This is a genomic window from Pseudomonas aylmerensis (genome assembly GCF_001702265.1).
Taxonomy (GTDB): domain Bacteria; phylum Pseudomonadota; class Gammaproteobacteria; order Pseudomonadales; family Pseudomonadaceae; genus Aquipseudomonas; species Aquipseudomonas aylmerensis.
Map to the genome: position 1 here is coordinate 1 of NZ_MAUE01000032.1, position 24,673 is coordinate 24,673.

At 60.7% G+C, this 24,673-nt stretch carries 21 protein-coding genes; 16 read left to right on the forward strand and 5 right to left on the reverse strand.

Translation table 11 applies throughout. The features are described from left to right. Positions 1-488: 488 nt before the first annotated feature. Positions 489-1,091: a peroxiredoxin gene (locus tag BBG20_RS21165; RefSeq protein WP_003172097.1), complete on the reverse strand. Its 603-nt coding sequence runs from the start codon at positions 1,089-1,091 to the stop codon at positions 489-491. A 244-nt stretch (positions 1,092-1,335) separates the two neighbouring features. On the opposite strand from BBG20_RS21165, the gene BBG20_RS31995 reads away from it, so the two are divergent. Together BBG20_RS31995 and bfr are read left to right on the forward strand one after the other, a co-directional pair. Next, positions 1,336-1,554, forward strand: coding sequence for a bacterioferritin-associated ferredoxin (locus BBG20_RS31995; protein ID WP_078740971.1), 219 nt, complete (start codon positions 1,336-1,338; stop codon positions 1,552-1,554). A 201-nt stretch (positions 1,555-1,755) separates the two neighbouring features. Then, a complete protein-coding gene (bfr, locus tag BBG20_RS21170; protein WP_012722487.1) occupies positions 1,756-2,226 on the forward strand; it encodes a bacterioferritin in 471 nt (156 codons plus the stop codon). Between the two features lie 77 nt (positions 2,227-2,303). On the opposite strand, the gene grxD is transcribed toward bfr, so the two are convergent. Both grxD and BBG20_RS21180 read right to left on the reverse strand, forming a co-directional pair. Further along, positions 2,304-2,642 carry a Grx4 family monothiol glutaredoxin gene (gene grxD / locus BBG20_RS21175; protein ID WP_065906770.1) on the reverse strand — a complete coding sequence of 113 codons (339 nt, stop codon included), beginning with the start codon at positions 2,640-2,642 and terminating at the stop codon, positions 2,304-2,306. Between the two features lie 86 nt (positions 2,643-2,728). Next, complete coding sequence (locus BBG20_RS21180; protein WP_065906771.1) at positions 2,729-4,837, reverse strand: molybdopterin oxidoreductase family protein; 2,109 nt, start codon at positions 4,835-4,837, stop codon at positions 2,729-2,731. Between the two features lie 433 nt (positions 4,838-5,270). Here BBG20_RS21180 and argF point away from each other — a divergent pair, with 433 nt between their 5' ends. Beyond that, positions 5,271-6,191 (forward strand): ornithine carbamoyltransferase, encoded by a 921-nt coding sequence (gene argF, locus BBG20_RS21185; protein WP_065906772.1) that lies wholly within the window; start codon positions 5,271-5,273, stop codon positions 6,189-6,191. Then, positions 6,188-7,297, forward strand: coding sequence for an ABC transporter ATP-binding protein (locus BBG20_RS21190; RefSeq protein ID WP_065906773.1), 1,110 nt, complete (start codon positions 6,188-6,190; stop codon positions 7,295-7,297). The genes argF and BBG20_RS21190 overlap by 4 nt, the downstream gene beginning before the upstream one ends. Before the next feature lie 764 nt (positions 7,298-8,061). On the opposite strand, the gene ybaK is transcribed toward BBG20_RS21190, so the two are convergent. Beyond that, positions 8,062-8,532: a Cys-tRNA(Pro) deacylase gene (gene ybaK / locus BBG20_RS21200; protein ID WP_065906777.1), complete on the reverse strand. Its 471-nt coding sequence runs from the start codon at positions 8,530-8,532 to the stop codon at positions 8,062-8,064. A gap of 326 nt (positions 8,533-8,858) precedes the next feature. Between ybaK and BBG20_RS21205 the strand changes: the two genes are divergently transcribed. The 4 genes from BBG20_RS21205 (at position 8,859) to glpD (ending at position 13,992) form a co-directional block, all read left to right on the forward strand. After that, the gene (locus BBG20_RS21205) at positions 8,859-9,713 is read left to right on the forward strand and encodes an MIP/aquaporin family protein (RefSeq protein WP_065906780.1); all 855 of its coding nucleotides are present in this window, start codon (positions 8,859-8,861) and stop codon (positions 9,711-9,713) included. Positions 9,714-9,789: 76 nt separating this feature from the next. Beyond that, positions 9,790-11,295 carry a glycerol kinase GlpK gene (gene glpK / locus BBG20_RS21210; RefSeq protein ID WP_065906783.1) on the forward strand — a complete coding sequence of 502 codons (1,506 nt, stop codon included), beginning with the start codon at positions 9,790-9,792 and terminating at the stop codon, positions 11,293-11,295. 95 nt (positions 11,296-11,390) lie between these two features. After that, positions 11,391-12,146 (forward strand): DeoR/GlpR family transcriptional regulator, encoded by a 756-nt coding sequence (locus BBG20_RS21215; protein ID WP_010212755.1) that lies wholly within the window; start codon positions 11,391-11,393, stop codon positions 12,144-12,146. Between the two features lie 310 nt (positions 12,147-12,456). Then, positions 12,457-13,992 carry a glycerol-3-phosphate dehydrogenase gene (gene glpD, locus BBG20_RS21220; RefSeq protein WP_065906785.1) on the forward strand — a complete coding sequence of 512 codons (1,536 nt, stop codon included), beginning with the start codon at positions 12,457-12,459 and terminating at the stop codon, positions 13,990-13,992. Between the two features lie 48 nt (positions 13,993-14,040). Here glpD and BBG20_RS21225 read toward each other — a convergent pair whose 3' ends face one another. Next, a complete protein-coding gene (locus BBG20_RS21225) occupies positions 14,041-14,754 on the reverse strand; it encodes a tetratricopeptide repeat protein (RefSeq protein ID WP_065906787.1) in 714 nt (237 codons plus the stop codon). A gap of 125 nt (positions 14,755-14,879) precedes the next feature. On the opposite strand from BBG20_RS21225, the gene BBG20_RS21230 reads away from it, so the two are divergent. The 8 genes from BBG20_RS21230 to BBG20_RS21265 all read left to right on the forward strand — a co-directional run bounded on the left by BBG20_RS21230 (position 14,880) and on the right by BBG20_RS21265 (position 24,599). After that, positions 14,880-17,198: a TonB-dependent receptor gene (locus BBG20_RS21230; RefSeq protein WP_065906789.1), complete on the forward strand. Its 2,319-nt coding sequence runs from the start codon at positions 14,880-14,882 to the stop codon at positions 17,196-17,198. Positions 17,199-17,578: 380 nt separating this feature from the next. Further along, positions 17,579-18,505, forward strand: a complete 927-nt coding sequence (locus BBG20_RS21235) for a glutamate/aspartate ABC transporter substrate-binding protein (protein ID WP_065906791.1) — start codon at positions 17,579-17,581, stop codon at positions 18,503-18,505. Positions 18,506-18,698: 193 nt separating this feature from the next. Beyond that, positions 18,699-19,445: an amino acid ABC transporter permease gene (locus BBG20_RS21240; protein ID WP_065906793.1), complete on the forward strand. Its 747-nt coding sequence runs from the start codon at positions 18,699-18,701 to the stop codon at positions 19,443-19,445. Further along, the gene (locus BBG20_RS21245) at positions 19,445-20,116 is read left to right on the forward strand and encodes an amino acid ABC transporter permease (RefSeq protein WP_065906795.1); all 672 of its coding nucleotides are present in this window, start codon (positions 19,445-19,447) and stop codon (positions 20,114-20,116) included. Before BBG20_RS21240 ends, BBG20_RS21245 begins: the two co-directional genes overlap by 1 nt. After that, the gene (locus BBG20_RS21250) at positions 20,113-20,847 is read left to right on the forward strand and encodes an amino acid ABC transporter ATP-binding protein (RefSeq protein WP_007916729.1); all 735 of its coding nucleotides are present in this window, start codon (positions 20,113-20,115) and stop codon (positions 20,845-20,847) included. The genes BBG20_RS21245 and BBG20_RS21250 overlap by 4 nt, the downstream gene beginning before the upstream one ends. Before the next feature lie 167 nt (positions 20,848-21,014). Then, positions 21,015-22,916: a two-component sensor histidine kinase AauS gene (locus BBG20_RS21255; RefSeq protein WP_065906797.1), complete on the forward strand. Its 1,902-nt coding sequence runs from the start codon at positions 21,015-21,017 to the stop codon at positions 22,914-22,916. Next, the gene (locus BBG20_RS21260; protein WP_065906799.1) at positions 22,913-24,250 is read left to right on the forward strand and encodes a two-component response regulator AauR; all 1,338 of its coding nucleotides are present in this window, start codon (positions 22,913-22,915) and stop codon (positions 24,248-24,250) included. The genes BBG20_RS21255 and BBG20_RS21260 overlap by 4 nt, the downstream gene beginning before the upstream one ends. A 10-nt stretch (positions 24,251-24,260) precedes the next feature. Beyond that, complete coding sequence (locus tag BBG20_RS21265; RefSeq protein WP_065906802.1) at positions 24,261-24,599, forward strand: GlpM family protein; 339 nt, start codon at positions 24,261-24,263, stop codon at positions 24,597-24,599. Positions 24,600-24,673 lie beyond the last annotated feature (74 nt).

Sequence of the window (24,673 nt, forward strand, 5' to 3'; positions counted from 1 at the left end):
AGGCTTGCTCATCACGAAAGGCTTGTTCTCCACAAGAAGCCTATTCAATACAAGAAGCTTGTTCCTCCACGTGGAGCCGCCTCACCACGGCCTGCTTACCCTACTGTGGCCATCGGGTTGCTGTGTTGTGGTGAGCAGGCTTGCCCTGCGTTGGGCTGCGCAGCAGCCCCATTGGCACCCACAGGACTCATCAGGTAAACCGCGGGGTCTGGTTTTGGGGCCGCTGCGCGGCCCAACGCAGGACAAGCCTGCTCGCCACAAGAAGCCTGCTCACCACACGAGGCTTGTGCACCACATGAAGCCTACTCACCACAGCCTGCTTGCCTTGATGCGGTAATTTGGTTGCTGTGTTGTGGTGAGCACGCTTGCCACAAGAGGCCTCCTGACCACGAGCAGCGCGCTCGCGACTCAAAGCCAGTCACACGGCTGAATCCCGCGCATAAAAAAACCGGCCTTCTCAGGCCGGTTTTTTTTACCGTGAAACTGGCTTACAGCTTGCCAGCGTTCTCGGTCAGGTAAGCCGCAACGCCTTCTGGCGAAGCGTTCATGCCTTTGTCGCCTTTTTTCCAGTTGGCAGGGCAGACTTCGCCGTGCTCTTCGTGGAATTGCAGAGCGTCGACCAGGCGGATCAGCTCTTCCATGTTACGACCCAGCGGCAGGTCGTTGATGATCTGGGAACGTACAACGCCCTTGTCGTCGATCAGGAACGCGCCACGGAAAGCCACGCCGCCTTCGGACTCGACGTCGTAGGCCTTGGCGATGTCGTGCTTCATGTCGGCAGCCATGGTGTATTTGACTTTGCCGATGCCGCCATCATTGATGGCAGTGTTGCGCCAGGCGTTGTGGGTGAAATGGGAGTCGATAGAAACGGCAACCACTTCTACGTTGCGCGCCTTGAAATCGTCCATGCGGTGGTCCAGAGCGATCAGCTCCGAAGGGCAGACGAAGGTGAAGTCCAGCGGGTAGAAGAATACCAGGCCGTATTTGCCTTTGATGGCTTCAGACAGTTTGAAGCTGTCAACGATTTCGCCATTGCCGAGGACGGCAGGTACGTCGAAATCCGGGGCTTGTTTGCCGACGAGTACGCTCATTGGTTATCTCCTGATAGTAGGGTGACGATTGAAGTAAAAGGACCGGCCTCAAGTCTGCCGCATTCAAGCGACAGGCCCGTGACGCAGTCACGCTTCGTGAAGACCGAGCATCATACACTGAAAAAACCGTTCGTCAGTGCGTGGGCAATGCCTGCGAATACCCTACGAATCTACTTTGACAATCATTCTCGTTAACATTAAGATCCATCGCACTTAAGCCTTAAACCCGCGACGGTTCTCCCTTATGTATGTGTGCCTGTGTACTGGCGTCACCGACGGACAAATCCGCGAAGCAATCTACGAAGGTTGCTGCAGCTACAAGGAAGTACGTGAAACCACCGGCGTTGCCAGCCAGTGCGGAAAATGTGCTTGCCTCGCCAAGCAAGTGGTACGGGAAACCCTGACGCAGCTGCAGACAGCCCAGGCCGCGCTCCCCTACACAGCAGAATTTACACACGCCTGAATACGCGTGTTTTAAAGAACCGGACTTAGTGTCCGGTTTTTTTATGCCTGCAATTCAATTAGTTAGCGTCAAGACGCGGAACACAAACATTCTTATTCCGATTAATTTTCATTTATTATTCAATAACTTAGGTTTGACACTAGGGATTTCGCCGCTCAAACTCCGCCTTATACACAGCTATTACAGGGCAGGACCCCAGTCATGAAAGGCGACATCTCAGTCATCCAGCAACTCAACAAAATCCTTGCCAATGAACTGGTCGCGATCAATCAGTACTTTCTGCATGCGCGCATGTATGACGATTGGGGCCTGGAAAAGCTCGGCAAGCGTGAATACAAAGAATCCATCAAAGCCATGAAGGACGCCGACGCGCTGATCAAGCGCATCCTGTTCCTGGAAGGCCTGCCGAACGTGCAGGACCTGGGCAAGCTCAACATCGGCGAGCACACCCAGGAAATGATCAGCAGCGACCTGGGCTTTGAACGCAAGAGCCACAGCGACCTCAAGGCCGCCATTGCGCACTGTGAGACCAAGGGTGACTTCGGCAGCCGTGAACTGCTGGAAGATATCCTGGAAGACCAGGAAGAACATATCGACTGGCTGGAGACCCAACTGGGCCTGATCGACAAAGTCAGCCTGGAGAACTACCTGCAATCGCAGATGGGTGAATAAGCCCTAGGCGACAGGTACAAAAAAGCCCCGCTCTCTTATGAGAAGCGGGGCTTTTTATTGACCGATGATTTCTAGAATCAAGCGTCGGTCTTGGCTGCAGCGTTTGCCGCGGCTTCTTTGATCAGCGCCTGCAGCGAACCATCAGCGGCCATTTCGACGATGATGTCGCTACCGCCGACCAGCTCACCGGCAACCCACAGTTGTGGGAAAGTAGGCCAGTTGGCGTACTTCGGCAGGTTGGCGCGGATTTCAGGGTTTTGCAGGATATCCACGTAAGCGAACTTCTCGCCGCACGCCATGATGGCCTGGGAAGCCTTCGCGGAGAAACCGCACTGAGGAGCGTTCGGAGCGCCCTTCATGTAAAGCAGAATGGTGTTGTTGGCAATCTGCTCTTTGATCGTTTCGATGATATCCATGGAACACCTCGGCTGGAACTTTGCGACTCACAGGTCGGCACGGTGGCGCATTGTAACGCAAAATCCCAGCGTGGTGCTCGGGCTCCTTAAGCGGCTGCAACCTGCACCGGCACCCCGTTCAACGCGGCGTTGCCGGACAATTCGTCCAATTGCCGTTCGTCAGTCAAGTCGTTCGCGCTCGCGCCCGGCTGGCTGCTGGCGATGGTCATCTGCACGCCGGGGCGGCCATGGCCCCAGCCGTGAGGCAGGCTGACCACGCCGGGCATCATGTCCAGGCTGGCCACCACCTCGACCTCGATCATGCCGATGCGCGAACTCACACGCACCCGCTGGCCATCACTCAACTGCCGACGGCTCAGGTCGTCCGGATGCATCAGCAACTGGTGCCGAGGCTTGCCCTTCACCAGCCGGTGATAGTTGTGCATCCAGGAATTGTTGCTGCGCACATGGCGCCGACCGATCAGCAACAATTCGTCAGCCACCGGCACCGGCTGCGCGGCAAAACGCGCCAGGTCCGCGAGGATCACCGCCGGCGCCGCGCGCACCTTGCCATCAGCGGTTTTCAGACGCGCGGCGAGGTTGGGCTTGAGCGGGCCCAGGTCCAGGCCATGGGGATGCTCGGCGAGCATCGCCACCGACAACTTGTACCCGGACGCATCACCATAGGTCCCGGCCCGCAGCCCGAAATCGATCATCTGCGCTGGCGGCATGGTGGGCTTGAGCGCAGCGCCGGTGTGCGCCGCAAACGCTTGAGCCAGCCCGACAAAAATCTCCCAGTCATGCAGCGCGCCCGCAGGCTTGGGCAGGATTGCGCGATTGAAGCGGGTGACGTTACGCACCGCAAACATGTTGAAGGTGGTGTCGTAATGATCGTTTTCCAGCGCCGAGGTGGACGGCAGGATCAGGTCGGCATAACGCGTCGTCTCGTTGATATACAGGTCGATACTGACCATGAACTCCAGGCTATCCAGGGCCTGTTCGAGCTGACGACCATTGGGCGTCGACAGCACGGGGTTGCCGGCCACGGTCACCAGCGCGCGGATTTGTCCTTCACCTTCGGTGAGCATTTCCTCGGCGAGGGCCGACACCGGCAACTCGCCACCGTACTCCGGTCGTCCGGAGACCCGGCTCTGCCAGCGATTGAAATGCCCGCCGCCGGTGGACGCGACCAAGTCCACGGCCGGGGTAGTGCACAAGGCACCGCCGACGCGGTCCAGGTTGCCGGTCACCAGGTTGATCAACTGCACCAGCCAATGGCACAGCGTGCCAAACGCCTGGGTCGAGACACCCATGCGCCCGTAGCACACCGCCTTGTCGGCGCCTGCAAAGTCCCGCGCCAACTGGCGAATCTGCTCAGCCGGCACCGCACACTGATCGCTCATGGCCTCAGCGGTAAAGCCGGCGATGGCCTGACGCACCTCCTCCAGGCCTTCAACCGGCAGATGGCTGGCGCGGGTCAGGTTTTCGGTAAACAGCGTGTTGAGCACCCCGAACAACAACGCGGCATCCCCTCCCGGGCGCACGAACAGGTGCTGGTCAGCCATTGCCGCTGTCTCGCTGCGCCGAGGATCGACCACCACCACTTTGCCGCCCCGCGCCTGGATGGCCTTGAGGCGCTTCTCCACATCGGGGACGGTCATGATGCTGCCATTCGACGCCAGCGGGTTGCCGCCCAGGATCAGCATGAAGTCGGTGTGGTCGATGTCCGGGATCGGCAACAACAGCCCGTGTCCGTACATCAAGTGACTGGTGAGGTGATGGGGCAACTGGTCCACCGAGGTTGCGGAAAACCGGTTGCGTGTCTTCAGTTGGCCAAGGAAGTAGTTGCTGTGGGTCATCAGCCCGTAGTTATGCACGCTGGGGTTGCCCTGATACACCGCCACCGCGTTTTGCCCGTGACGCGTCTGAATGCCCGCCAGCCGTTCGGCTACAAGCCCAAAGGCTTCTTCCCACGAGATCGACTGCCATTCGCTGCCCACGCGCCGCATCGGCTGGTGCAGGCGGTCCGGATCATTCTGGATATCCTGCAGCGCAACGGCCTTGGGGCAGATATGCCCGCGGCTGAACGTATCCAGCGCGTCGCCCTTGATCGAGGTGATCGCCAGGCTGCCGTCGTCGGCCTGGGTGGTTTCCAGGGTCAGGCCGCAGATGGCTTCGCACAGGTGGCAGGCACGGTGATGGAGAGTCTTGGTCATGGCCAGTCTCTTTATTGGGGATGGCTGCACTATGGGCCGCGCCAGGCACAGGGACCAGTAACGTTCGCCCCGTGAATCGGCCGGCATCAGGCCCGGGCATGGGTATACGTGAGCAAATGTTTCAGAAACTTCCCACATAGCCGCCAAAACCGACGCAGCTTGGCCTGGGCGCGTCCCCGCGCATTGCAAAAGGCTGCGGCGCCAGTGTACAAATGGCCCGCTGCTGTCAGGAAATCGTCTTCAAACGCGCTCCGGCGCCCTGCTTGAACACCCTTAAAAACCGTAGCCCTATTGGTAAGACGCGACATTTAATTATAAGATCGCGCCTTCCCCTATTTCGTCGCCCCGTGCGGCTTTCGCCGCAGGTCTCGCCCGTTGTCACAATAAACAAGGCTTTGAGTATCTGCGGTCTGTTGCAAAAAGGTAGTTAATGATGAGCGCAAGGCACTTTCTCTCCCTGATGGATTGCACGCCCGAAGAGCTGGTCAGCGTGATCCGTCGAGGCATTGAGCTTAAAGACCTGCGTAACCGCGGCGTACTGTTCGAGCCTTTGAAAAACCGCGTGCTCGGCATGATTTTCGAGAAGTCGTCGACCCGCACCCGCTTGTCTTTCGAAGCCGGCATGATCCAGCTGGGTGGCCAGGCCATCTTCCTGTCGCCGCGCGACACCCAACTGGGCCGTGGCGAGCCGATCAGCGATTGCGCCATCGTCATGTCGCGCATGCTTGATGCGGTGATGATCCGTACCTTTGCCCACAGCACCTTGACCGAATTCGCTGCCAACTCGCGCGTGCCGGTGATCAATGGCCTGTCCGATGATCTGCACCCGTGCCAGTTGCTGGCCGACATGCAGACCTTCCTCGAACACCGCGGCTCGATCCAGGGCAAGACCGTGGCCTGGATCGGCGACGGCAATAACATGTGCAACAGCTATATAGAAGCGGCGATCCAATTCGATTTCCAGCTGCGCATTGCCTGCCCGGAAGGCTACGAGCCTGACGCACGTTTCCTCGAACAGGCCGGCGACCGCGTGACCGTGGTGCGTGACCCGCGCGACGCGGTGATCGGCGCCCACCTGGTGAGCACCGACGTCTGGACCTCGATGGGTCAGGAAGACGAAACCGCCAAGCGCCTGGCGCTGTTTGCGCCCTTCCAGGTTACCCGTGCCCTGCTCGACCAGGCTGCGCCAGATGTGCTGTTCATGCACTGCCTGCCGGCCCACCGTGGCGAGGAGATCAGCCTCGACCTGCTCGACGACCCGCGCTCCGTGGCCTGGGACCAGGCAGAAAACCGCCTGCACGCACAGAAGGCCTTGCTTGAGTTCCTCGTCGAGCCGGCGTACCACCACGCATGAGCCAGCCATTACTGCTGAACCTGCGCAATCTGGCATGCGGCTATCAAGATCAACGTGTGGTGCAGAACCTCAACCTGCACCTCAACGCCGGCGACATCGGGTGCTTGCTCGGCTCCTCGGGCTGCGGCAAAACCACTACCCTGCGGGCGATCGCCGGGTTCGAGCCGGTGCATGAAGGTGAAATCAGCCTGGCCGGCGAAGTGATTTCCAGTGCCGGCTTCACCTTGGCTCCAGAGAAACGTCGTATCGGCATGGTGTTCCAGGACTACGCGCTGTTTCCGCACCTCAGCGTGGCGGACAACATCGCCTTCGGCATTCGCAAGCACCCGCAAAAAGACCGCGTGGTCGCCGAACTGCTGGAACTGGTGAACCTGAAGAACCTCGGCAAACGCTTCCCCCACGAGCTTTCCGGCGGCCAGCAACAACGGGTGGCCCTGGCCCGCGCCCTGGCGCCGGAACCGCAGCTGTTGTTGCTCGATGAACCCTTCTCCAACCTCGATGGCGAACTGCGGCGCAAGCTGAGCCACGAAGTTCGTGACATCCTCAAGGCACGCGGCACCAGTGCGATTCTGGTCACCCATGACCAGGAAGAAGCCTTCGCGGTGAGTGATCAGGTGGGCGTGTTCAAAGAGGGTCGGCTGGAGCAGTGGGACACGCCCTATAACCTCTACCACGAGCCGCAGACGCCATATGTCGCCAGCTTTATTGGCCAGGGCTATTTCATCCGTGGCCAGCTAAGCTCGCCGGAATCGGTCAGCACCGAACTCGGCGATCTGCGGGGCAATCGTGCCTACACCTGGCCTACCGGTGGCGCAGTGGACGTGCTGCTGCGTCCGGACGACATCGTCTATGCGCCGGACAGTGCACTGAAAGCGCAGATCGTCGGCAAGACCTTCCTGGGCGCCTCAACCCTGTACCGCCTGCAATTGCCAACGGGCGCGCAGCTGGAGTCGATATTCCCTAGCCATGCGGATCATCAGGTCGGCGCGGATGTGGGTATCCGTGTCGCGGCAGAACACCTGATATTGTTCCAGGCCTCGGGCAGCACTGCCGCGCAGATTCCGCATGCCGAATCCGGTGTACGGCGTTACAGCCCGGCGAACTGACAAAGCCCTATCTTAATGTGGGAGCGGGCTTGCTCGCGAATGCGCTGCATCAGCCACTGCATCTTTGAGTGTCACACTGCTTTCGCGGGCAAGCCCGCTCCCACATTGGATCTGCACTGGCCTGAGATCAGGCCCGGCCTATCAGCGCGAACTTGGCCTGGGGTATGTTCGACAAATCCCTTCGAACAGCAGGCGGCGTTACAGCCCGGCGAACTGACGCAATCCTATCGAAATGTGGGAGCGGGCTTGCTCGCGAATGCGCTACATCAGTCACTGCATCTTTGACTGCCACACCGCTTTCGCGAGCAAGCCCGCTCCCACATTGGATCTGCACCGGCCTGAGATCAGGCCCGGCCTATCGGCGCGAACTTGGCCTGGGGTATGTTCGACAAATCCCTCCGAACCCAGCATGCGCCCTTCCAGCCCAACGAACTGACAAAACCCCATCGAAATGTGGGAGCGGGCTTGCTCGCGAATGCGCTTCATCAGTCACTGCATCTTTGACTGTCACACCGCTTTCGTGGGCAAGCCCGCTCCCACATTGGATCAGGCCCGGCCTATCGGCGCGAACGTGGCCTGGGGTGTGTTCGACAAATCACTCCGACCCAGCATGCGCCCTTCCAGCCCAACGAACTGACAAAACCCTATCGAAATGTGGGAGCGGGCTTGCTCGCGAATGCGCTACATCAGTCACTGCATCTTTGCCTGACACACCGTTTTCGCGGGCAAGCCCGCTCCCACATTGGATCTGCATTGGCCTGAGATCAGGCCCGGCCTATCGGCGCGAACTTGGCCTGGGTGTGTTCGGCCAGCACTGCTGCGGGCAGTTCGACCTCCAATCCCCTTCTCCCTGCACTCACGTGAATCGTCGCAAATTGCTGCGCCGTCATATCGATAAAGGTGCGCAGGCGCTTTTTCTGGCCCAGCGGGCTGATACCGCCGAGCAAATAACCGGTGGAGCGTTGCGCCGCAGCCGGGTCGGCCATTTCGGCTTTCTTGACCCCCGCCGCCTGGGCGAGCGCTTTCAAATCCAGACTTCCGACGACCGGCACCACCGCGACCAACAGTTCGCCCTTCTCACTGCTGGCGAGCAAGGTCTTGAACACCTGCGCCGGGTCCAAGCCCAATTTTTCCGCGGCCTCCAGGCCATAGGAGGCGGACTTCGGATCGTGCTCATAACTGTGGATGCGATGTTCGGCACGAACTTTTTTCAACAAATCCAATGCAGGTGTCATGACCTCTCCGGGCGTGGCAGACAGAGCACCAATTCTAAGCCAAGCCCGTGCGAAACGCTCTAGTGCGCGCGCTCGTGACCTCTCGCTTCAGAGGGCGCCTCATGATCATTCACCAGACCAATAGTTGGAAAGTGACCGACCGTTCACTTTCGACCTTTGACAGCCGTGATTCTTGTCTATATTTTTTCGTTTCCGAATACTGTAGGAATACACCTACGTGTTTCGAGCAGTAAGCCGTGGCGGAGATGGGGATCCCCACCACGGTGAAAATCGCGCATGACCCGTTGAGGTCAAACGCCAGACAAGAACAACAATTGAGGTTTTCCATGACAACTGCTCTTCAACAGCCTTCACTTTCGAGCCAATGCATGGCCGAGTTCCTGGGGACTGCGCTGCTGATCTTCTTCGGTACGGGATGTGTCGCTGCGCTCAAGGTCGCGGGTGCCAGCTTTGGCTTGTGGGAAATCAGCATCATCTGGGGGGTCGGCGTCAGCATGGCGATCTACCTGAGCGCCGGTATTTCCGGGGCCCACCTCAACCCGGCGGTCAGTATCGCCCTGTGCATCTTCGCCGATTTCGAAAAGCGCAAACTGCCCTTCTACATTCTCGCCCAGATCGCCGGCGCCTTCTGCTCGGCAGCCCTGGTGTACACCCTCTACAGCAATCTGTTTTTCGATTACGAACAAACCCACCACATGGTGCGCGGCTCACAAGCCAGCCTGGAGTTGGCCTCGGTGTTCTCCACCTACCCCCATGCGCTGCTGAGCACTGCCCAAGCGTTCCTGGTGGAAGTGGTCATTACCGCGATCCTGATGGGCGTGATCATGGCCCTCACCGATGACAACAACGGCCTGCCACGCGGCCCGCTGGCACCGCTGCTCATCGGCTTGCTGATTGCCGTGATTGGCAGCGCCATGGGCCCGCTGACCGGCTTTGCGATGAACCCGGCGCGGGATTTCGGGCCCAAGCTGATGACCTTTTTCGCCGGCTGGGGTGAAATGGCCTTTACCGGTGGCCGTGATATTCCTTACTTCCTGGTTCCGATTTTCGCGCCGATTGTCGGCGCATGCCTCGGTGCTGCGGCCTATCGCGGGCTGATTGCCCGTCATCTGCCGAGCGCCGCACCTGCTATAGCTGAAACACCTGACACGGCTGTCAACGGCAAGACCCGTATTTCCTGAAAGCGCCAGCCTGGGCCCCTGCCCTTCGCGGTCCAGGCTGATTTCTGACTTCCTTATTTCGTCCAAGGCAATTGACATGACCGATATCGAGAATAAGAACTACATCATTGCCCTTGATCAGGGCACCACCAGTTCGCGCGCGATCATCTTCGACCGCGACGCCAACGTGGTCTGCACCGCCCAGCGTGAATTCACTCAGCATTACCCGCAAGCCGGCTGGGTCGAACACGACCCGATGGAAATTTTCGCCACCCAGAGCGCGGTGATGGTCGAGGCCCTGGCACAAGCCGGCCTGCACCATGACCAGGTCGCCGCCATCGGTATCACCAACCAGCGTGAAACCACCGTGGTGTGGGACAAGATCACCGGCCGGCCGATCTACAACGCCATCGTCTGGCAGTGCCGCCGCAGCACCGAGATCTGCCAGCAGCTCAAGCGCGACGGCCACGAGCAATACATCAATGACACCACTGGCCTGGTGACCGACCCGTACTTCTCCGGCACCAAGCTCAAGTGGATCCTCGACAACGTCGAAGGCAGCCGCGAGCGGGCGCGCAACGGCGAACTGCTGTTCGGCACCATCGACAGCTGGCTGATCTGGAAATTTACCGGCGGCAAAACCCACGTCACCGACTACACCAACGCCTCGCGCACCATGCTCTTCAACATCCACACCCTGGAGTGGGATGCGAAGATGCTGGAGATTCTCGACGTGCCGCGCGAAATGCTGCCGGAAGTGAAATCCTCCTCGGAAATCTACGGCCGCACCAAAAGCGGCATCGCCATCGGTGGTATCGCCGGTGACCAGCAGGCTGCGTTGTTCGGCCAGATGTGCGTCGAAGCCGGGCAGGCCAAGAATACCTATGGCACCGGCTGCTTCCTGCTGATGAACACCGGCGACAAGGCGGTGAAGTCCAAGCACGGCATGCTCACCACCATCGCCTGCGGCCCTCGTGGCGAAGTGGCTTACGCCCTCGAAGGCGCGGTGTTCAACGGCGGCTCCACCGTGCAATGGCTGCGTGATGAGCTGAAGATCATCGCCGACGCCACCGACACCGAATATTTCGCCGGCAAGGTCAAAGACAGCAACGGCGTGTACCTGGTCCCGGCGTTCACTGGCCTGGGCGCTCCGTACTGGGACCCGTATGCCCGTGGCGCGCTGTTCGGCCTGACCCGCGGCGTACGCGTGGATCACATTATTCGTGCAGCCCTGGAGTCGATTGCCTACCAGACCCGCGACGTACTGGACGCCATGCAGCAAGACTCCGGCGAACGCCTCAAGGCCCTGCGCGTGGACGGCGGCGCGGTCGCCAACAACTTCCTGATGCAGTTCCAGGCCGACATCCTCGGCACCCAGGTCGAGCGCCCGCAAATGCGCGAGACCACGGCGCTTGGCGCGGCGTATCTGGCCGGCCTGGCCTGCGGGTTCTGGGGCAGCCTTGACGAACTGCGCGGCAAGGCCGTGATCGAGCGCGAATTCGAACCGCAACTGGACGAAGTCGCCAAAGAGAAGCTGTATGCCGGCTGGCAGAAAGCAGTCAGCCGCACCCGCGACTGGGAACCCCACGAAGGCGCTGAATAAGCCAGGCGCCGGACGGCGACAGGGTTGTAACTGGCAGGGAGCGGATTCCTGCGTCATCATGGGCCACTTTTGTATGGCAGCCCAAAGGACGCCCCATGAATCTGCCTCCCCGCCAGCAACAAATCCTCGAACTGGTCCGCGAACGCGGCTACGTCAGTATCGAGGAAATGGCGCAGCTGTTCGTTGTCACCCCGCAAACCATCCGCCGCGATATCAACCAGCTGGCGGACGCCAATCTGTTGCGCCGCTACCATGGCGGCGCAGCCTATGACTCCAGCGTCGAAAACACCGCGTACGCCATGCGTGCCGACCAGATGCGCGACGAGAAACAGCGCATCGGCGAAGCCATCGCGGCGCAAATCCCCGATCATGCCTCGCTGTTCATCAATATCGGCACCACCACCGAATCCATCGCCCGCGCGTTGCTCAACCACAATCACCTGAAAATCATCACCAACAACCTCAACGTCGCCACCATGCTCAGCGCCAAGGACGACTTCGACGTGCTGTTGACCGGCGGCAACGTGCGCCGTGACGGCGGTGTGGTAGGCCAGGCCAGTGTGGATTTCATCAACCAGTTCAAGGTCGACTTTGCCCTGGTGGGTATCAGCGGCATCGACGAAGACGGCAGCCTGCTCGACTTCGACTATCAGGAAGTACGGGTTTCCCAGGCGATCATCGCCAATGCGCGCCAAGTGATCCTGGCGGCGGACTCAAGCAAATTCGGGCGCAATGCCATGATTCGGCTGGGGCCGATCAGCCTGGTGGACTGCCTGGTAACCGACCAGCAGCCGGTGCCCGCGCTGGTGCAGCTGTTGAATCAGCATAAGGTTCGCCTCGAAGTCGTGTGACGCTTCGATCTCTGTGGCGCCTGCACCGACGCCTTCGCGAGCAAGCCCGCTCCCACATTTGAATGCGTAATTCCTGGCGAAATGCGATCAACCTGTAGGAGCCCGGCTTGCCGGCGATAGCGCCCTTGAGATCGCCATCGCCGGCAAACCGGGCTTCCACAGGTTTATGTTCACAAATTTTCCTTTTCCCGCCCTTCGATGAGTTTTTTCAATCGAAGTCGGGTGGCTGTGCGCGCGTTTATCAGCTACCATTTTCGCAAATGAACATTAATGTTCGAATTCCAATACGAAAAGATCGCGAGGCCAGCCGATGAACCCTTCTACCTTGCCTGCTGCACCGCTTGCCGAAGTCTATGACGTCGCCGTGATCGGCGGCGGGATCAATGGCGTCGGCATTGCAGCAGACGCAGCCGGGCGCGGTTTGTCGGTATTCCTTTGCGAAAAGGACGACCTCGCCAGCCACACCTCCTCCGCCAGCAGCAAGCTGATCCACGGCGGCCTGCGCTACCTCGAACATTACGAATTCCGCCTCGTGCGCGAAGCCCTGGCCGAACGTGAAGTGCTGCTGGCCAAGGCCCCGCACATCGTCAAGCAAATGCGTTTTGTCCTGCCGCACCGACCGCACCTGCGTCCGGCGTGGATGATCCGCGCGGGCCTGTTCCTCTATGACCACCTGGGCAAACGCGAGAAGCTGGCCGGTTCCAAAAGCCTCAAGTTCGGCGCCGACAGCCCGCTGAAAAGCGAAATCACCAAAGGCTTCGAATATTCCGACTGCTGGGTCGACGACGCCCGCCTGGTGGTGCTCAACGCCATGGCCGCGCGTGAAAAAGGCGCGCATATCCACACCCAGACGCGCTGCGTCAGCGCGCACCGCAGCAACGGCATGTGGGAAATGAACATGGAACGCGCCGACGGCAGCCTGTTCTCGATCCGCGCCCGCGCCCTGGTGAACGCGGCCGGCCCGTGGGTTGCCAAGTTCATCAAGGAAGACTTGAAGCTGGACTCGCCCTACGGCATCCGCCTGATCCAGGGCAGCCACTTGATCGTGCCGAAACTGTACGAAGGCGCCCACGCGCACATCCTGCAGAACGAAGACCAGCGCATTGTCTTCACCATTCCGTACTTGAATCACCTGACCATCATCGGCACCACCGACCGCGAATACACCGGCGACCCGGCGAAAGTGGCGATCACCGAAGGCGAAACCGACTACATGCTCAAGGTGGTCAACGCGCACTTCAAGAAGCAACTGAGCCGCGACGACATCGCCCACACCTACTCCGGTGTGCGCCCGCTGTGCAACGACGAGTCGGATAACCCGTCGGCGATCACCCGTGACTACACCCTGTCGCTGTCCGGCGGCACGGGCGAAGCACCGATCCTGTCGGTGTTCGGTGGCAAGCTGACCACCTACCGCAAACTTGCCGAGTCGGCGATGGCACAATTGGCGCCATACTTCACGCAGATGCGCCCGAGCTGGACCGCCACCGCGAGCCTGCCCGGCGGCGAGCACATGACCACGCCGGAAGCTCTGGCCGAGGCCATTCGCGCGAAGTTCGACTGGGTGCCAAGCGAGATAGCGCGCCGCTGGTCCACCACTTATGGCAGCCGGACCTGGCGCTTGCTCGAAGGCGTGCAATCGCTGGCCGATCTTGGTGACCACCTGGGTGGCGGCCTGTACACCCGCGAAGTGGATTATCTGTGCGCTGAAGAATGGGTGACCCAACCTCAGGACGTGCTGTGGCGGCGCACCAAGCTGGGCCTGTTCACCACGGCGCAGGAACAGGACAACGTGCAACGTTACCTGTCCAAGGTCGAGCAGAACCGCAAGATCGAAGCGGCCTGATCAACCGGTCGTAAAGAAGCCCCTGTGCCGTAAGGTCCAGGGGCTTTTTCATGCCTCGAGGGCCTGGCGCTGGTAACGCAGCCCCATGTCCCGGATACCGGGCAAGGCCGACCCGAGCAGCACCGGGTAAGCCGCCAGCAGGAAGCCCGGCGTGGCGCCCACCAGCGCGCGCTCAAGCCAGACACAGGCCTGCGCCTCGTCGCCGGCTTCTGCCAACTCCGCCGCGTGGTTGTATTGCCCACGGAAATCACCGGCCTCGGCCGCGCGCCGGTACCACTGGCGTGCCAGCGGCACATCCCTGGGCACCACGACGCCCTCATGGTGGAAACGCCCGAGCAGGTTCATCGACTTGGCGTGTCCTTGGGCAGCCGCCTGCTGGAACAATTGGAACGCCGCGCCCAGGTCTTGCTCGACGCCGCGGCCACGGGTCAGCAACTGACCGAAGTTGTACAGCCCCCAATCCAGGCCCAGATCGGCCGCCTGCCGGTAATGCCGTGCGGCCTGTTCCAGGTTGATCGCGTCGCCCCAGCCATGCTCCAGGCAACGGCCGATCATATTGATTGCCATCGGATGCCCCTGGCGCGCAGCGATCCGAAACCAACTCAGCGCCAAGGCCTGGTCCAGCTGGATGCCACGCCCCTCCAGCAGCAACTGGCCCAAGGTGGCCTGCGCGTCGGCATCCCCCAATTGTGCGGCGTGCATCACCCACCGTGCGTAGGCCCGGGGGTTACCGGCCAAATCAGAAGGCTCGGTGCTGTGCATTTGCGTCTCCCCACGGTGGATAAAACTTACAAAACTTTCATGAAACATTACGTAACAATCTATTACATTTGAGATTGGTTATCAAACACGACCACCTCTCAATCCTACTAACAAGAGACCATTCAATGACGACCGGCACCCGTTCCGCCCCCCTCTCCACGCGGCATTTGCTCGCATCGGCAGTGGGTTTGGCAGTGGCTGCGCAGGGAGGCTTCAGTTATGCGGGGGATGCCGCACCAGACGACAACACCGGGCCGATCCAGCTCGGCGCGACCAGCATCGAAGGGCAGGCGCAAAGTGCCTACAACCCGGTAGCACCGTCTTCACCCAAGTACACCGAAGCGCTGCGCGACACGCCGCAGACCATCACGGTGGTGCCCAAGGAAGTCATTCACGATCAAAACCTGCTGACCCTGCGCGACGTGCTCAGCACCGTGCCGGGCATCACATTCGGTGCCGGTGAAGGCGGCAGCGGCTATGGCGACAGCATCAATCTGCGCGGTTTTTCCGCCAGCGGCGATATCTACGTGGACGGCGTGCGCGACAGCGCGCAATACAGCCGCACCGACCCGTTCAACCTGGAGCAGGTCGAAGTCGTCAGCGGCGCCAGCTCGGTGTACTCGGGTTCGGGCGCTGTCGGCGGCACCATCAACCTGGTCACCAAGGCCCCGGAACTGCGCGACAAAACCACGATCAGCGCCGGCATCGGCACAGACAGCTACAAGCGCCTCACCCTGGACAGCAACCAGACACTCAACGACACCACGGCATTCCGCTTGAACCTGATGGCCCATGGTAACGACGTGCCGGGCCGCGATTATGAAGATTACTCGCGTTGGGGCATCGCCCCCTCGATCGCCTTCGGCCTGGGCACGCCGACGCGCGTGACCGTCAGTTATGAACATCAGAAAGATGACAACACGCCGCAATACGGCATCCCTATCTACAACGGCAAGCCGATGCCGGGCGTGGGCTGGAGCGACTATTACGGTTACCACAACATCAACGACCAGAACATCACCTCGGACGCGTTCAGCCTCAAGCTCGAACATGACTTCAACGATGCCGTGTCGGTCCGCAACTTCACCCGCGTCGAGCGCGTACGCCAGGAGCTGCGCGCTTCCGGCCCTGAAGGTGCGCAGGCCGGTTGCCTGGCCAGCGGCACCCAGATTACCGGTGCCCCCTGCCCCGCAGGCCTGAGCCCGGGCTTTTTCCAGCCAGCCGGTGGCTCATTGGGTAACGAGCGCAACACCCAGAACAAAATGTTCACCAACCAGACTGACGTGACCAGCCACTTCAGCACCGGCTTCATCGACCACACGCTGGTGACCGGCATCGCCATCAGCCGCGAGGAATACCAGGCCGACACCGGCAAGTGGCTGACGAACAGCAACGGCAGCACGATTGTGCCGCCGCCGGTCAGCTACAGCGATCCGAATTCCGACTGGACCGGCCCGGTCAATTTCACCCGTGCGGCTCATGTCGACGGAGCACTGAACAACCGCGCCGCCTATGCCTTCGATACGCTCAAGCTCAACCCGCAATGGGAAATCAATGGTGGCCTGCGGTACGAGCACAACGCCGGCAGTTCGGTGAGCAACGCCTATTCCAGCACCGGCGTGGAAACGCCCGGCGTGCGCTACGGCCAGGCAGACGACCTGACGTCCTACCGCCTGGCGCTGGTCTACAAGCCGGTGGAAAACGGCAGCTTCTATGTCGCCTATGGCAACAGCAAGACGCCGTCGCAAGCCAGCGTCAACGGTGGCTGCTACACCCCGGCCAAGACTTCCAGCACGGCCACCAACAACTGCAACGTCGCCCCGGAAACCGCGGTCAGTTATGAAATCGGCACCAAGTGGGACTTCCTCGACGATGCCTTGTCGGTCACCGGCGCGATCTTTCGCAATGACCGCACCAACTACAAAGTCGCCGATAACGACCCGAGCAACCTGAGCGGCACGCAAACCCTCGACGGCAAGGCGCGTGCCGATGGCGTGGCGCTCGGCCTGAGCGGCGCGCTGACAGATCGCTGGAAGGTCTTCGCCAACTACACCTACCTCAACACCCGTGTACTGCGCAGCGCCAGCGACTACACCCTGGCAACCACCGGTATCGATGTGCAGAAAGGTGAACCGCTGACCTTCACCCCCAAGCATGCGGCCAGCCTCTGGACGGTGTACGACCTGCCATACGACTTCCAGGTGGGTTACGGCATCACAGCGCAGACCAAGCAGTACCTGGTCAGCGCGGCCGGGGCACCGACTGCGCCTGGCTATGCGGTGCAGCGTGCGATGCTGGGTTACAAGGTCAACAAGCAGCTCAACCTGCAGTTGAACGTCAACAACCTGTTCGACAAGGAGTACCTGACCCGCATCCGCAACAACGGTTGGGCGGTGCCTGGCGACGGGCGTGCGGCGGTGGTCTCGGCCGACTACACCTTCTGACAGCAGAACCTGCCGTCGATAGCCCTGTGAGGGCTGGCGCGCCTGCGATGCAGACACTGGGCAGATCAATAAGCCCCGTCGATGCCCTCGCAGGCGTGCTCGTTCCTACAGAAAATACTGACCCGCTGGCATTCGGTTTTCCGAACGGCATACCCCCAACCATTCGGTTTGCCGGACCCAAGCCTTGAAAATACATCGTCACACAAAGTTAATACGCTTATAAATCAGCCGCTTAGCCTTTTAATTCGGGTATGGCACGACTCATGCTCTACACTTCCTGACGATTACCTGGGACGCCTTAGGAGCCGTCACGGGCATTCGCTGTACAAGAGAGCCGTTTAGCCGGCTTCATAAAAAAAACAAATGTCGAGGAAGTATTGATGCGCATCGTTCCCCATATCTTGGGCGCAGCTATCGCTGCTGCTCTGATCAGCACTCCAGTTTTCGCCGCCGAACTCACCGGCACACTGAAGAAAATCAACGACTCCGGCACCATCACTCTCGCTCACCGCGACAGCTCCATTCCGTTTTCCTACATCGCGGATGGTTCGGGCAAACCAGTGGGCTACTCCCACGACATTCAGCTGGCCATCGTTGAAGCCCTGAAAAAAGACCTGAACAAACCCGACCTGAAGACCAAGTACAACCTGGTCACCTCGCAAACCCGTATCCCGCTGATCCAGAACGGCACCGCGGATATCGAGTGCGGCTCCACCACCAATAACGCCGAACGCGCCCAGCAAGTCGACTTCACCGTCAACATCTTCGAAATCGGCACCCGCCTGCTGGTCAAGAAAGACAAGGATGGCAAGCCGTCCTACAGCGACTTTGCCGACCTGAAAGGCAAAAACGTCGTGACCACCGCCGGCACCACGTCCGAGCGCATCATCAAGGCGATGAACGCCGACAAGCAGATGGGCATGAACGTCATCTCCGCCAAGGACCACGGCGAGTCCTTCCAGATGCTGGAAAGCGGCCGCGCCGTTGCCTTCATGATGGACGACGCCCTGCTGGCCGGCGAAGAAGCCAAGGCCAAGAAGCCGGATGACTGGGTCATCACCGGTACTCCACAGTCGTTTGAAGCCTACGCGTGCATGGTTCGTAAAGACGATCCAGCATTCAAGAAGGCTGTCGATGACGCCATCACCGGCCTGTACAAATCCGGCGAAATCAACAAGATCTACAGCAAGTGGTTCGAGAGCCCGATTCCACCAAAAGGCCTGAACCTGAACTTCCCGATGAGCGACAAGGTTAAGGATCTGATCGCTAACCCAAGCGACAAGCCAGCGCCTGACGTAAAAATCTGATTTCTGACTAACCTTATCTCCTGAGGGAGCAAACCTCCCTCAGGCGTCTGTTACTACCTGCTGGCTTTATTTTGGAACACTCGACCTGGCGGTTTTCGAGCCGATCGTGTGTGCCTGGCGTTCAACGTCAGGTGGGAAAGGATCTTCCCCAAGCGGGTGCTTGTACATCGATCGATCTCGAGGGGAGACCCTAATGAATTACAACTGGGACTGGGGCGTGTTCTTCAAGTCCACTGGCGTTGGCAGCGAGACTTATCTCGACTGGTACATCGCCGGCCTGGGCTGGACCATCGCCATCGCTGTCGTGGCATGGATTATCGCCTTGTTGCTGGGCTCCATTCTGGGGGTCATGCGCACCGTGCCAAACCGCATCGTATCGGGCATCGCGACCTGCTACGTGGAACTGTTTCGTAACGTACCGCTGCTGGTCCAGCTGTTCATCTGGTATTTCCTGATACCCGACCTGCTGCCGCAGAACCTGCAAGACTGGTACAAACAAGACCTGAACCCGACCACCTCGGCCTACCTGAGCGTTGTCGTGTGCCTGGGCCTGTTCACCGCCGCCCGGGTGTGCGAGCAAGTGCGCACCGGCATCCAGGCGCTGCCACGTGGCCAGGAATCCGCCGCGCGCGCCATGGGCTTCAAGCTGCCGCAGATCTACTGGAACGTGCTGCTGCCCCAGGCCTACCGCATCATTATTCCGCCGCTTACCTCGGAATTCCTCAACGTGTTCAAGAACTCCTCCGTGGCGTCCTTGATCGGCTTGATGGAACTGCTGGCGCAAACCAAACAGACCGCCGAGTTCTCGGCCAACCTGTTTGAAGCCTTCACCCTGGCCACGCTGATCTACTTCACCCTGAACATGAGCCTGATGCTGCTCATGCGCCTGGTCGAGAAGAAAGTCGCGGTGCCCGGCCTGATCTCCGTGGGGGGTAAATAATGGACTTCGATTTCAGCGGCATCATCCCCGCCATCCCGGGCCTGTGGAACGGCATGGTCATGACCTTGCAGTTGATGGTCATGGGCGTGGTCGGCGGCATCGTCCTGGGCACGATCCTCGCGCTGATGCGCCTGTCGTCCAGCAAACTGCTGTCGCGCCTGGCCGGCGCCTATGTGAACTACTTCCGTTCGATCCCGCTGCTGCTGGTGATCACCTGGTTCTACCTGGCGGTGCCGTTCGTGCTGCGCTGGATCACCGGCGAAGACACCCCGATCGGCGCATTCACCTCCTGTGTCGTGGCCTTCATGATGTTCGAAGCCGCGTACTTCTGTGAGATCGTGCGGGCCGGCGTGCAGTCGATCCCCAAGGGCCAGATGGCGGCAGCACAGGCAATGGGCATGAGCTATGGCCAGACCATGCGCCTGATCATCCTGCCCCAGGCGTTCCGCAAGATGACCCCGCTGCTGCTGCAGCAGTCGATCATCCTGTTCCAGGACACCTCGCTGGTCTACACCGTGGGCCTGGTGGACTTCCTCAACTCCGCCCGTTCCAACGGCGACATCATTGGCCGCTCCAATGAGTTCCTGATCTTCGCCGGTGTCGTCTACTTCATCATCAGCTTTTCCGCCTCGCTGCTGGTCAAGCGTCTGCAAAAAAGGTTTGCCGTATGATCTCTATCAAGAACATCAACAAGTGGTATGGCGACTTCCAGGTGCTGACCGATTGCAGCACCGAGGTTAAAAAAGGCGAAGTGATCGTGGTGTGCGGGCCGTCGGGCTCGGGCAAATCCACCCTGATCAAGTGCGTCAACGCGCTGGAACCGTTCCAGAAGGGCGACATCGTGGTCGACGGCACCTCCATCGCCGACCCGAAGACCAACCTGCCAAAACTGCGTTCGCGCGTGGGCATGGTGTTCCAGCACTTCGAACTGTTCCCGCACCTGACCATCACCGAAAACCTGACCATCGCGCAGATCAAGGTGCTGGGCCGCAGCAAGGAAGAAGCCACCAAGAAAGGCCTGCAATTGCTCGAGCGCGTCGGCCTGTCGGCACACGCCCACAAGCACCCTGGCCAGCTTTCCGGCGGCCAGCAGCAACGTGTAGCGATTGCCCGCGCCCTGGCCATGGACCCGATCGTCATGCTGTTCGACGAACCGACCTCGGCACTGGACCCGGAAATGGTCAACGAAGTGCTCGACGTAATGGTGCAACTGGCCCACGAAGGCATGACCATGATGTGCGTGACCCACGAAATGGGCTTCGCCCGCAAAGTGGCCGACCGCGTGATCTTCATGGACGCCGGCAAGATCATCGAAGACTGCCCGAAAGAAGAGTTCTTCGGCGACATCAGCGCCCGCTCCGAACGCGCGCAGCACTTCCTTGAGAAAATCCTGCAGCACTAAAAGCGACAACCCTGCAGGAACGCAGTTTCTGTGGGAGCTGGCTTGCCTGCGATAGCGCCACCTCGGTGTCACAGTTACACCGCGGCGATGCCATCGCAGGCAAGCCAGCTCCCACAAAAGCCCGGCCCTGCAAGGTTGACAGCGGTAGCTGACCCAAGGCATCTGTGATGAAATGCGACCCCAACCAATTTCGCGCCGCACCGCCATCACTTGCCGTGAAACCTCGTCTGATTCGCCAACTGTTCCTGCCGCCGTTGATCATCGCCCTGATGATCGGCCTGGGTTATATCGGCTTCTGGGTCAGTGAGCACTACGGCATCCGCACCCTCAGCGACAACGGCGAACGCCAGTTGGAGCTGCATGCGCGCACCGTCGAAAGCGAACTCAGCAAATACACCTACCTGCCCAGCCTGCTGGAGCTGGAGTCCAGCGTCTCCAAGCTGCTCGCCGACCCCAACCAGGAGACCCGGCAGACAGTCAACGATTACCTCGAAGGCCTGAACCGACGCAGTCGCAGTCGGGCCATCTACGTGATGGACACCACCGGCCGCGTGCTGGCCACCAGTAACTGGCGCGATGCCGACAGTTACCAGGGTGAAGACCTGTCCTTCCGTGCCTATTTCCAGAATGCCGTACGCGGTCAGCCCGGGCGCTTTTATGGCATCGGCAGTACCAACGGCGAACCCGGCTACTACCTGGCCCATGGCCTGGAAGAACACGGCAAGATCATCGGCGTCGCCGTGGTCAAGGTGCGCCTCGAAGCCTTGGAAGAGCGCTGGCAGCGCGCGCGTCTCGAAGCATTTGTGAGCGACGAAAACGGCATCATCATCCTCTCCAGCGACCCGGCCCGCCGCCTCAAGGCCGTGCGCCCGCTCAGCGATGACACCAAGGAACGCCTGGCCCACAGCCTGCAATATTACTGGGCGACGCTGAACGAGCTGGAGCCGCTGGCCCGCGAGCGTATCAACGAAGGCACCGAGAAACTGACCTTCCCCGCCAACAGCGAAGTGGTGAACGACGAGCATGAGGTCAGCTACCTCGCGCAAACCCGTCCGCTCAACGACACGCCGTGGAATTTCACCCTGCTCACCCCACTCAACGACCTGCGCCGCGCGGCGATCAACCAGGGCATCCTGGTGGCCGTGGCCTTTGGCCTGGTGGCCTTCCTGCTGATTGCCTGGAACGAGCGGCGCAAGGTCATCGCCACTCGCCTGGCCGCGCGCGAAGCGCTGCAGGAAGCCAACAGCCAGCTGGAACGCCGGATTGCCGAGCGCACCGCCGACTTGCGCGCCAGCAATGAACGGCTCAAGAGCCAGATCCGCGAACGCCGCCAGGCCGAAGAGACCCTGCGCCGCGCCCAGGATGAACTGGTGCAGGCCGGCAAGCTCGCCGCCATCGGCCAGATGTCCACCAGCATCGCTCACGAACTGAACCAGCCGCTGGCCGCACTGCGCACATTGTCCGGCAACACCGTGCGCTTCCTCGAACGCGGCGCGCTGGACACCGCCAGCGCCAACCTCAAGACCATCAACGAACTGATCGACCGCATGGGCCGCATCACCGCCAGCCTGCGCTCCTTTGCGCGGCGCGGCGACGACCAGGGCGAAGCCAGCCTGGGCAAGGCGGTCGACGCGGCGTTCCAGGTCATGGGCGCACGCCTGGACAACCTGTCGCTGACCTTGCACCGCGACTTCGCGCCGGCCCAGTTGCAGATCGACCAGACACGCCTGGAACAGATCCTGGTCAACCTGATCGGCAATGCCCTCGACGCCATGCAAGCGCAACCGGCCCCCGAACTGTGGCTGGAAGGCAGCGCCGCCGACGGTAAGTACCGCCTGCTGGTACGTGACAACGGCCACGGCATCGACGCCGAGGCACGCAAGCATTTATTCGAACCGTTCTTCACCACCAAGCCCGGCGAGCAAGGCCTGGGACTGGGCCTGACCCTGTCCGCCAGCCTCGCGGCGGCCACCGGCGGCAACCTCGCCGTCGAACACCCGGCCAGTGGTGGTACTGCCTTTGTCCTGTGCCTGCCGTTGGTGGGCGCTCAACATGTTGAGTCGACATGAATACAGATCCGAAAGACCTCACCGTCCTGATCGTCGAAGACGACCCGCATGTGCTGCTCGGCTGCCAGCAGGCCCTGGCGCTGGAAGATATTCCCAGCGTCGGCGTGGGCAGCGCCGAAGAGGCGTTGAAGCGCATCGGCGAGAACTTCGCCGGCATTGTCATCAGCGATATTCGCCTGCCGGGCATCGACGGCCTGGAGCTGCTCACGCGCCTCAAGGCCCTGGATAAAAGCCTGCCGGTGGTGTTGATCACCGGGCATGGCGACATCTCCATGGCGGTGGGCGCGATGCGCAACGGCGCCTATGACTTCATGGAAAAACCCTTCTCTCCCGAGCGCCTGGTCGACGTCGCCCGCCGCGCCTTGGAGCAACGCGGGCTGGCACGCGAAGTCTGGTCACTGCGCCGCCAGTTGGCCGAGCGCGACTCGCTGGAAGGCCGCATCATCGGCCGTTCGCCGGCCATGCAGAATCTGCGCGAGCTGATCGCCAACGTCGCCGACACGTCGGCCAACGTATTGATCGAAGGCGAGACCGGCACCGGCAAGGAGCTGGTGGCGCGCTGCCTGCATGATTTCAGCCGACGCCACGACCACCAGTTTGTCGCACTGAACTGCGGCGGCCTGCCGGAGAACCTCTTCGAAAGCGAGATCTTCGGCCACGAAGCCAACGCCTTCACCGGTGCCGGCAAGCGCCGTATCGGCAAGATCGAGCACGCCCATGAAGGCACGCTGTTCCTCGATGAAGTGGAAAGCATGCCGATCAACCTGCAGATCAAATTGCTGCGGGTCTTGCAGGAGCGCACCCTCGAACGCCTGGGCTCGAACCAGAGCGTGGCCGTGGATTGCCGCGTGATCGCCGCCACCAAGTCCGACCTGGATGAACTGAGCCGCGCCAATCAGTTCCGCAGCGACCTGTATTACCGCCTCAACGTGGTGACCCTGGAGTTGCCGCCCCTGCGCGAACGCCGTGAAGACATCCTGCAACTGTTCGAGCACTTCCTGCAGCAGTCGTCCCTGCGCTTTGATCGCGCGGCACCGGATCTGGACAACCAGACCGTCTCGAGCCTGATGAGCCATGACTGGCCCGGCAACGTGCGCGAACTGCGCAACGTCGCCGAACGCTTCGCCCTCGGCCTGCCCGCCTTCAAGAAGAGCGGCGCGAGCAGCGGCAGCCATGGCCTGGCCTTCACCGAAGCAGTGGAAGCCTTTGAACGCAACCTGCTCAACGATGCCCTGCAACGCAGCGGCGGCAACCTGACCCAGGCCAGCCAGGAATTGGGGATGGCCAAGACCACCCTGTTCGACAAGGTCAAGAAATATGGCTTGAGCCACTAAGGAGCGCGTTGTGGATCTGGTATTGAAGGCCGCCCTCGGCGCGGCGGTGGTATTGATATTGGCTGCATTGGCCAAGACCAAAAACTATTACATCGCCGGGTTGGTGCCGCTGTTTCCGACCTTTGCGCTGATCGCCCACTACATCGTCGGCAAGGGCCGTTCACTGGACGACTTGAAGACCACAATCCTGTTCGGGATGTGGTCGATCATTCCGTACTTTGTTTACCTGGCGACGTTGTATCTGATGGTCGATCGGATGCGCCTGGAAGCATCACTCGCCGTGGCGGCGGTGGCGTGGCTGATGGCGGCGACAATATTGGTCAGCATCTGGGTGCGCATTCACGCCTGACCCAACCCGATCAAAAACTGCAGGCGCTGGCTTGCCTGCGATAGCGGTGTACCCGCCAACTCAGCTGACAAAGA

Coding starts and splice junctions, on each gene's coding strand:
- BBG20_RS21235 (WP_065906791.1), top strand. CDS start 17,579: ATGCGCATCGTTCCCCATATCTTGGGCGCAGCTATCGCTGCTGCTCTG.
- grxD (WP_065906770.1), bottom strand. CDS start 2,642: ATGGATATCATCGAAACGATCAAAGAGCAGATTGCCAACAACACCATT.
- BBG20_RS21190 (WP_065906773.1), top strand. CDS start 6,188: ATGAGCCAGCCATTACTGCTGAACCTGCGCAATCTGGCATGCGGCTAT.
- BBG20_RS21230 (WP_065906789.1), top strand. CDS start 14,880: ATGACGACCGGCACCCGTTCCGCCCCCCTCTCCACGCGGCATTTGCTC.
- BBG20_RS21250 (WP_007916729.1), top strand. CDS start 20,113: ATGATCTCTATCAAGAACATCAACAAGTGGTATGGCGACTTCCAGGTG.
- argF (WP_065906772.1), top strand. CDS start 5,271: ATGAGCGCAAGGCACTTTCTCTCCCTGATGGATTGCACGCCCGAAGAG.
- BBG20_RS21165 (WP_003172097.1), bottom strand. CDS start 1,091: ATGAGCGTACTCGTCGGCAAACAAGCCCCGGATTTCGACGTACCTGCC.
- BBG20_RS21260 (WP_065906799.1), top strand. CDS start 22,913: ATGAATACAGATCCGAAAGACCTCACCGTCCTGATCGTCGAAGACGAC.
- ybaK (WP_065906777.1), bottom strand. CDS start 8,532: ATGACACCTGCATTGGATTTGTTGAAAAAAGTTCGTGCCGAACATCGC.
- glpD (WP_065906785.1), top strand. CDS start 12,457: ATGAACCCTTCTACCTTGCCTGCTGCACCGCTTGCCGAAGTCTATGAC.
- BBG20_RS21255 (WP_065906797.1), top strand. CDS start 21,015: ATGAAATGCGACCCCAACCAATTTCGCGCCGCACCGCCATCACTTGCC.
- BBG20_RS21240 (WP_065906793.1), top strand. CDS start 18,699: ATGAATTACAACTGGGACTGGGGCGTGTTCTTCAAGTCCACTGGCGTT.
- BBG20_RS31995 (WP_078740971.1), top strand. CDS start 1,336: ATGTATGTGTGCCTGTGTACTGGCGTCACCGACGGACAAATCCGCGAA.
- BBG20_RS21225 (WP_065906787.1), bottom strand. CDS start 14,754: ATGCACAGCACCGAGCCTTCTGATTTGGCCGGTAACCCCCGGGCCTAC.
- BBG20_RS21205 (WP_065906780.1), top strand. CDS start 8,859: ATGACAACTGCTCTTCAACAGCCTTCACTTTCGAGCCAATGCATGGCC.
- BBG20_RS21215 (WP_010212755.1), top strand. CDS start 11,391: ATGAATCTGCCTCCCCGCCAGCAACAAATCCTCGAACTGGTCCGCGAA.
- BBG20_RS21180 (WP_065906771.1), bottom strand. CDS start 4,837: ATGACCAAGACTCTCCATCACCGTGCCTGCCACCTGTGCGAAGCCATC.
- bfr (WP_012722487.1), top strand. CDS start 1,756: ATGAAAGGCGACATCTCAGTCATCCAGCAACTCAACAAAATCCTTGCC.
- glpK (WP_065906783.1), top strand. CDS start 9,790: ATGACCGATATCGAGAATAAGAACTACATCATTGCCCTTGATCAGGGC.
- BBG20_RS21245 (WP_065906795.1), top strand. CDS start 19,445: ATGGACTTCGATTTCAGCGGCATCATCCCCGCCATCCCGGGCCTGTGG.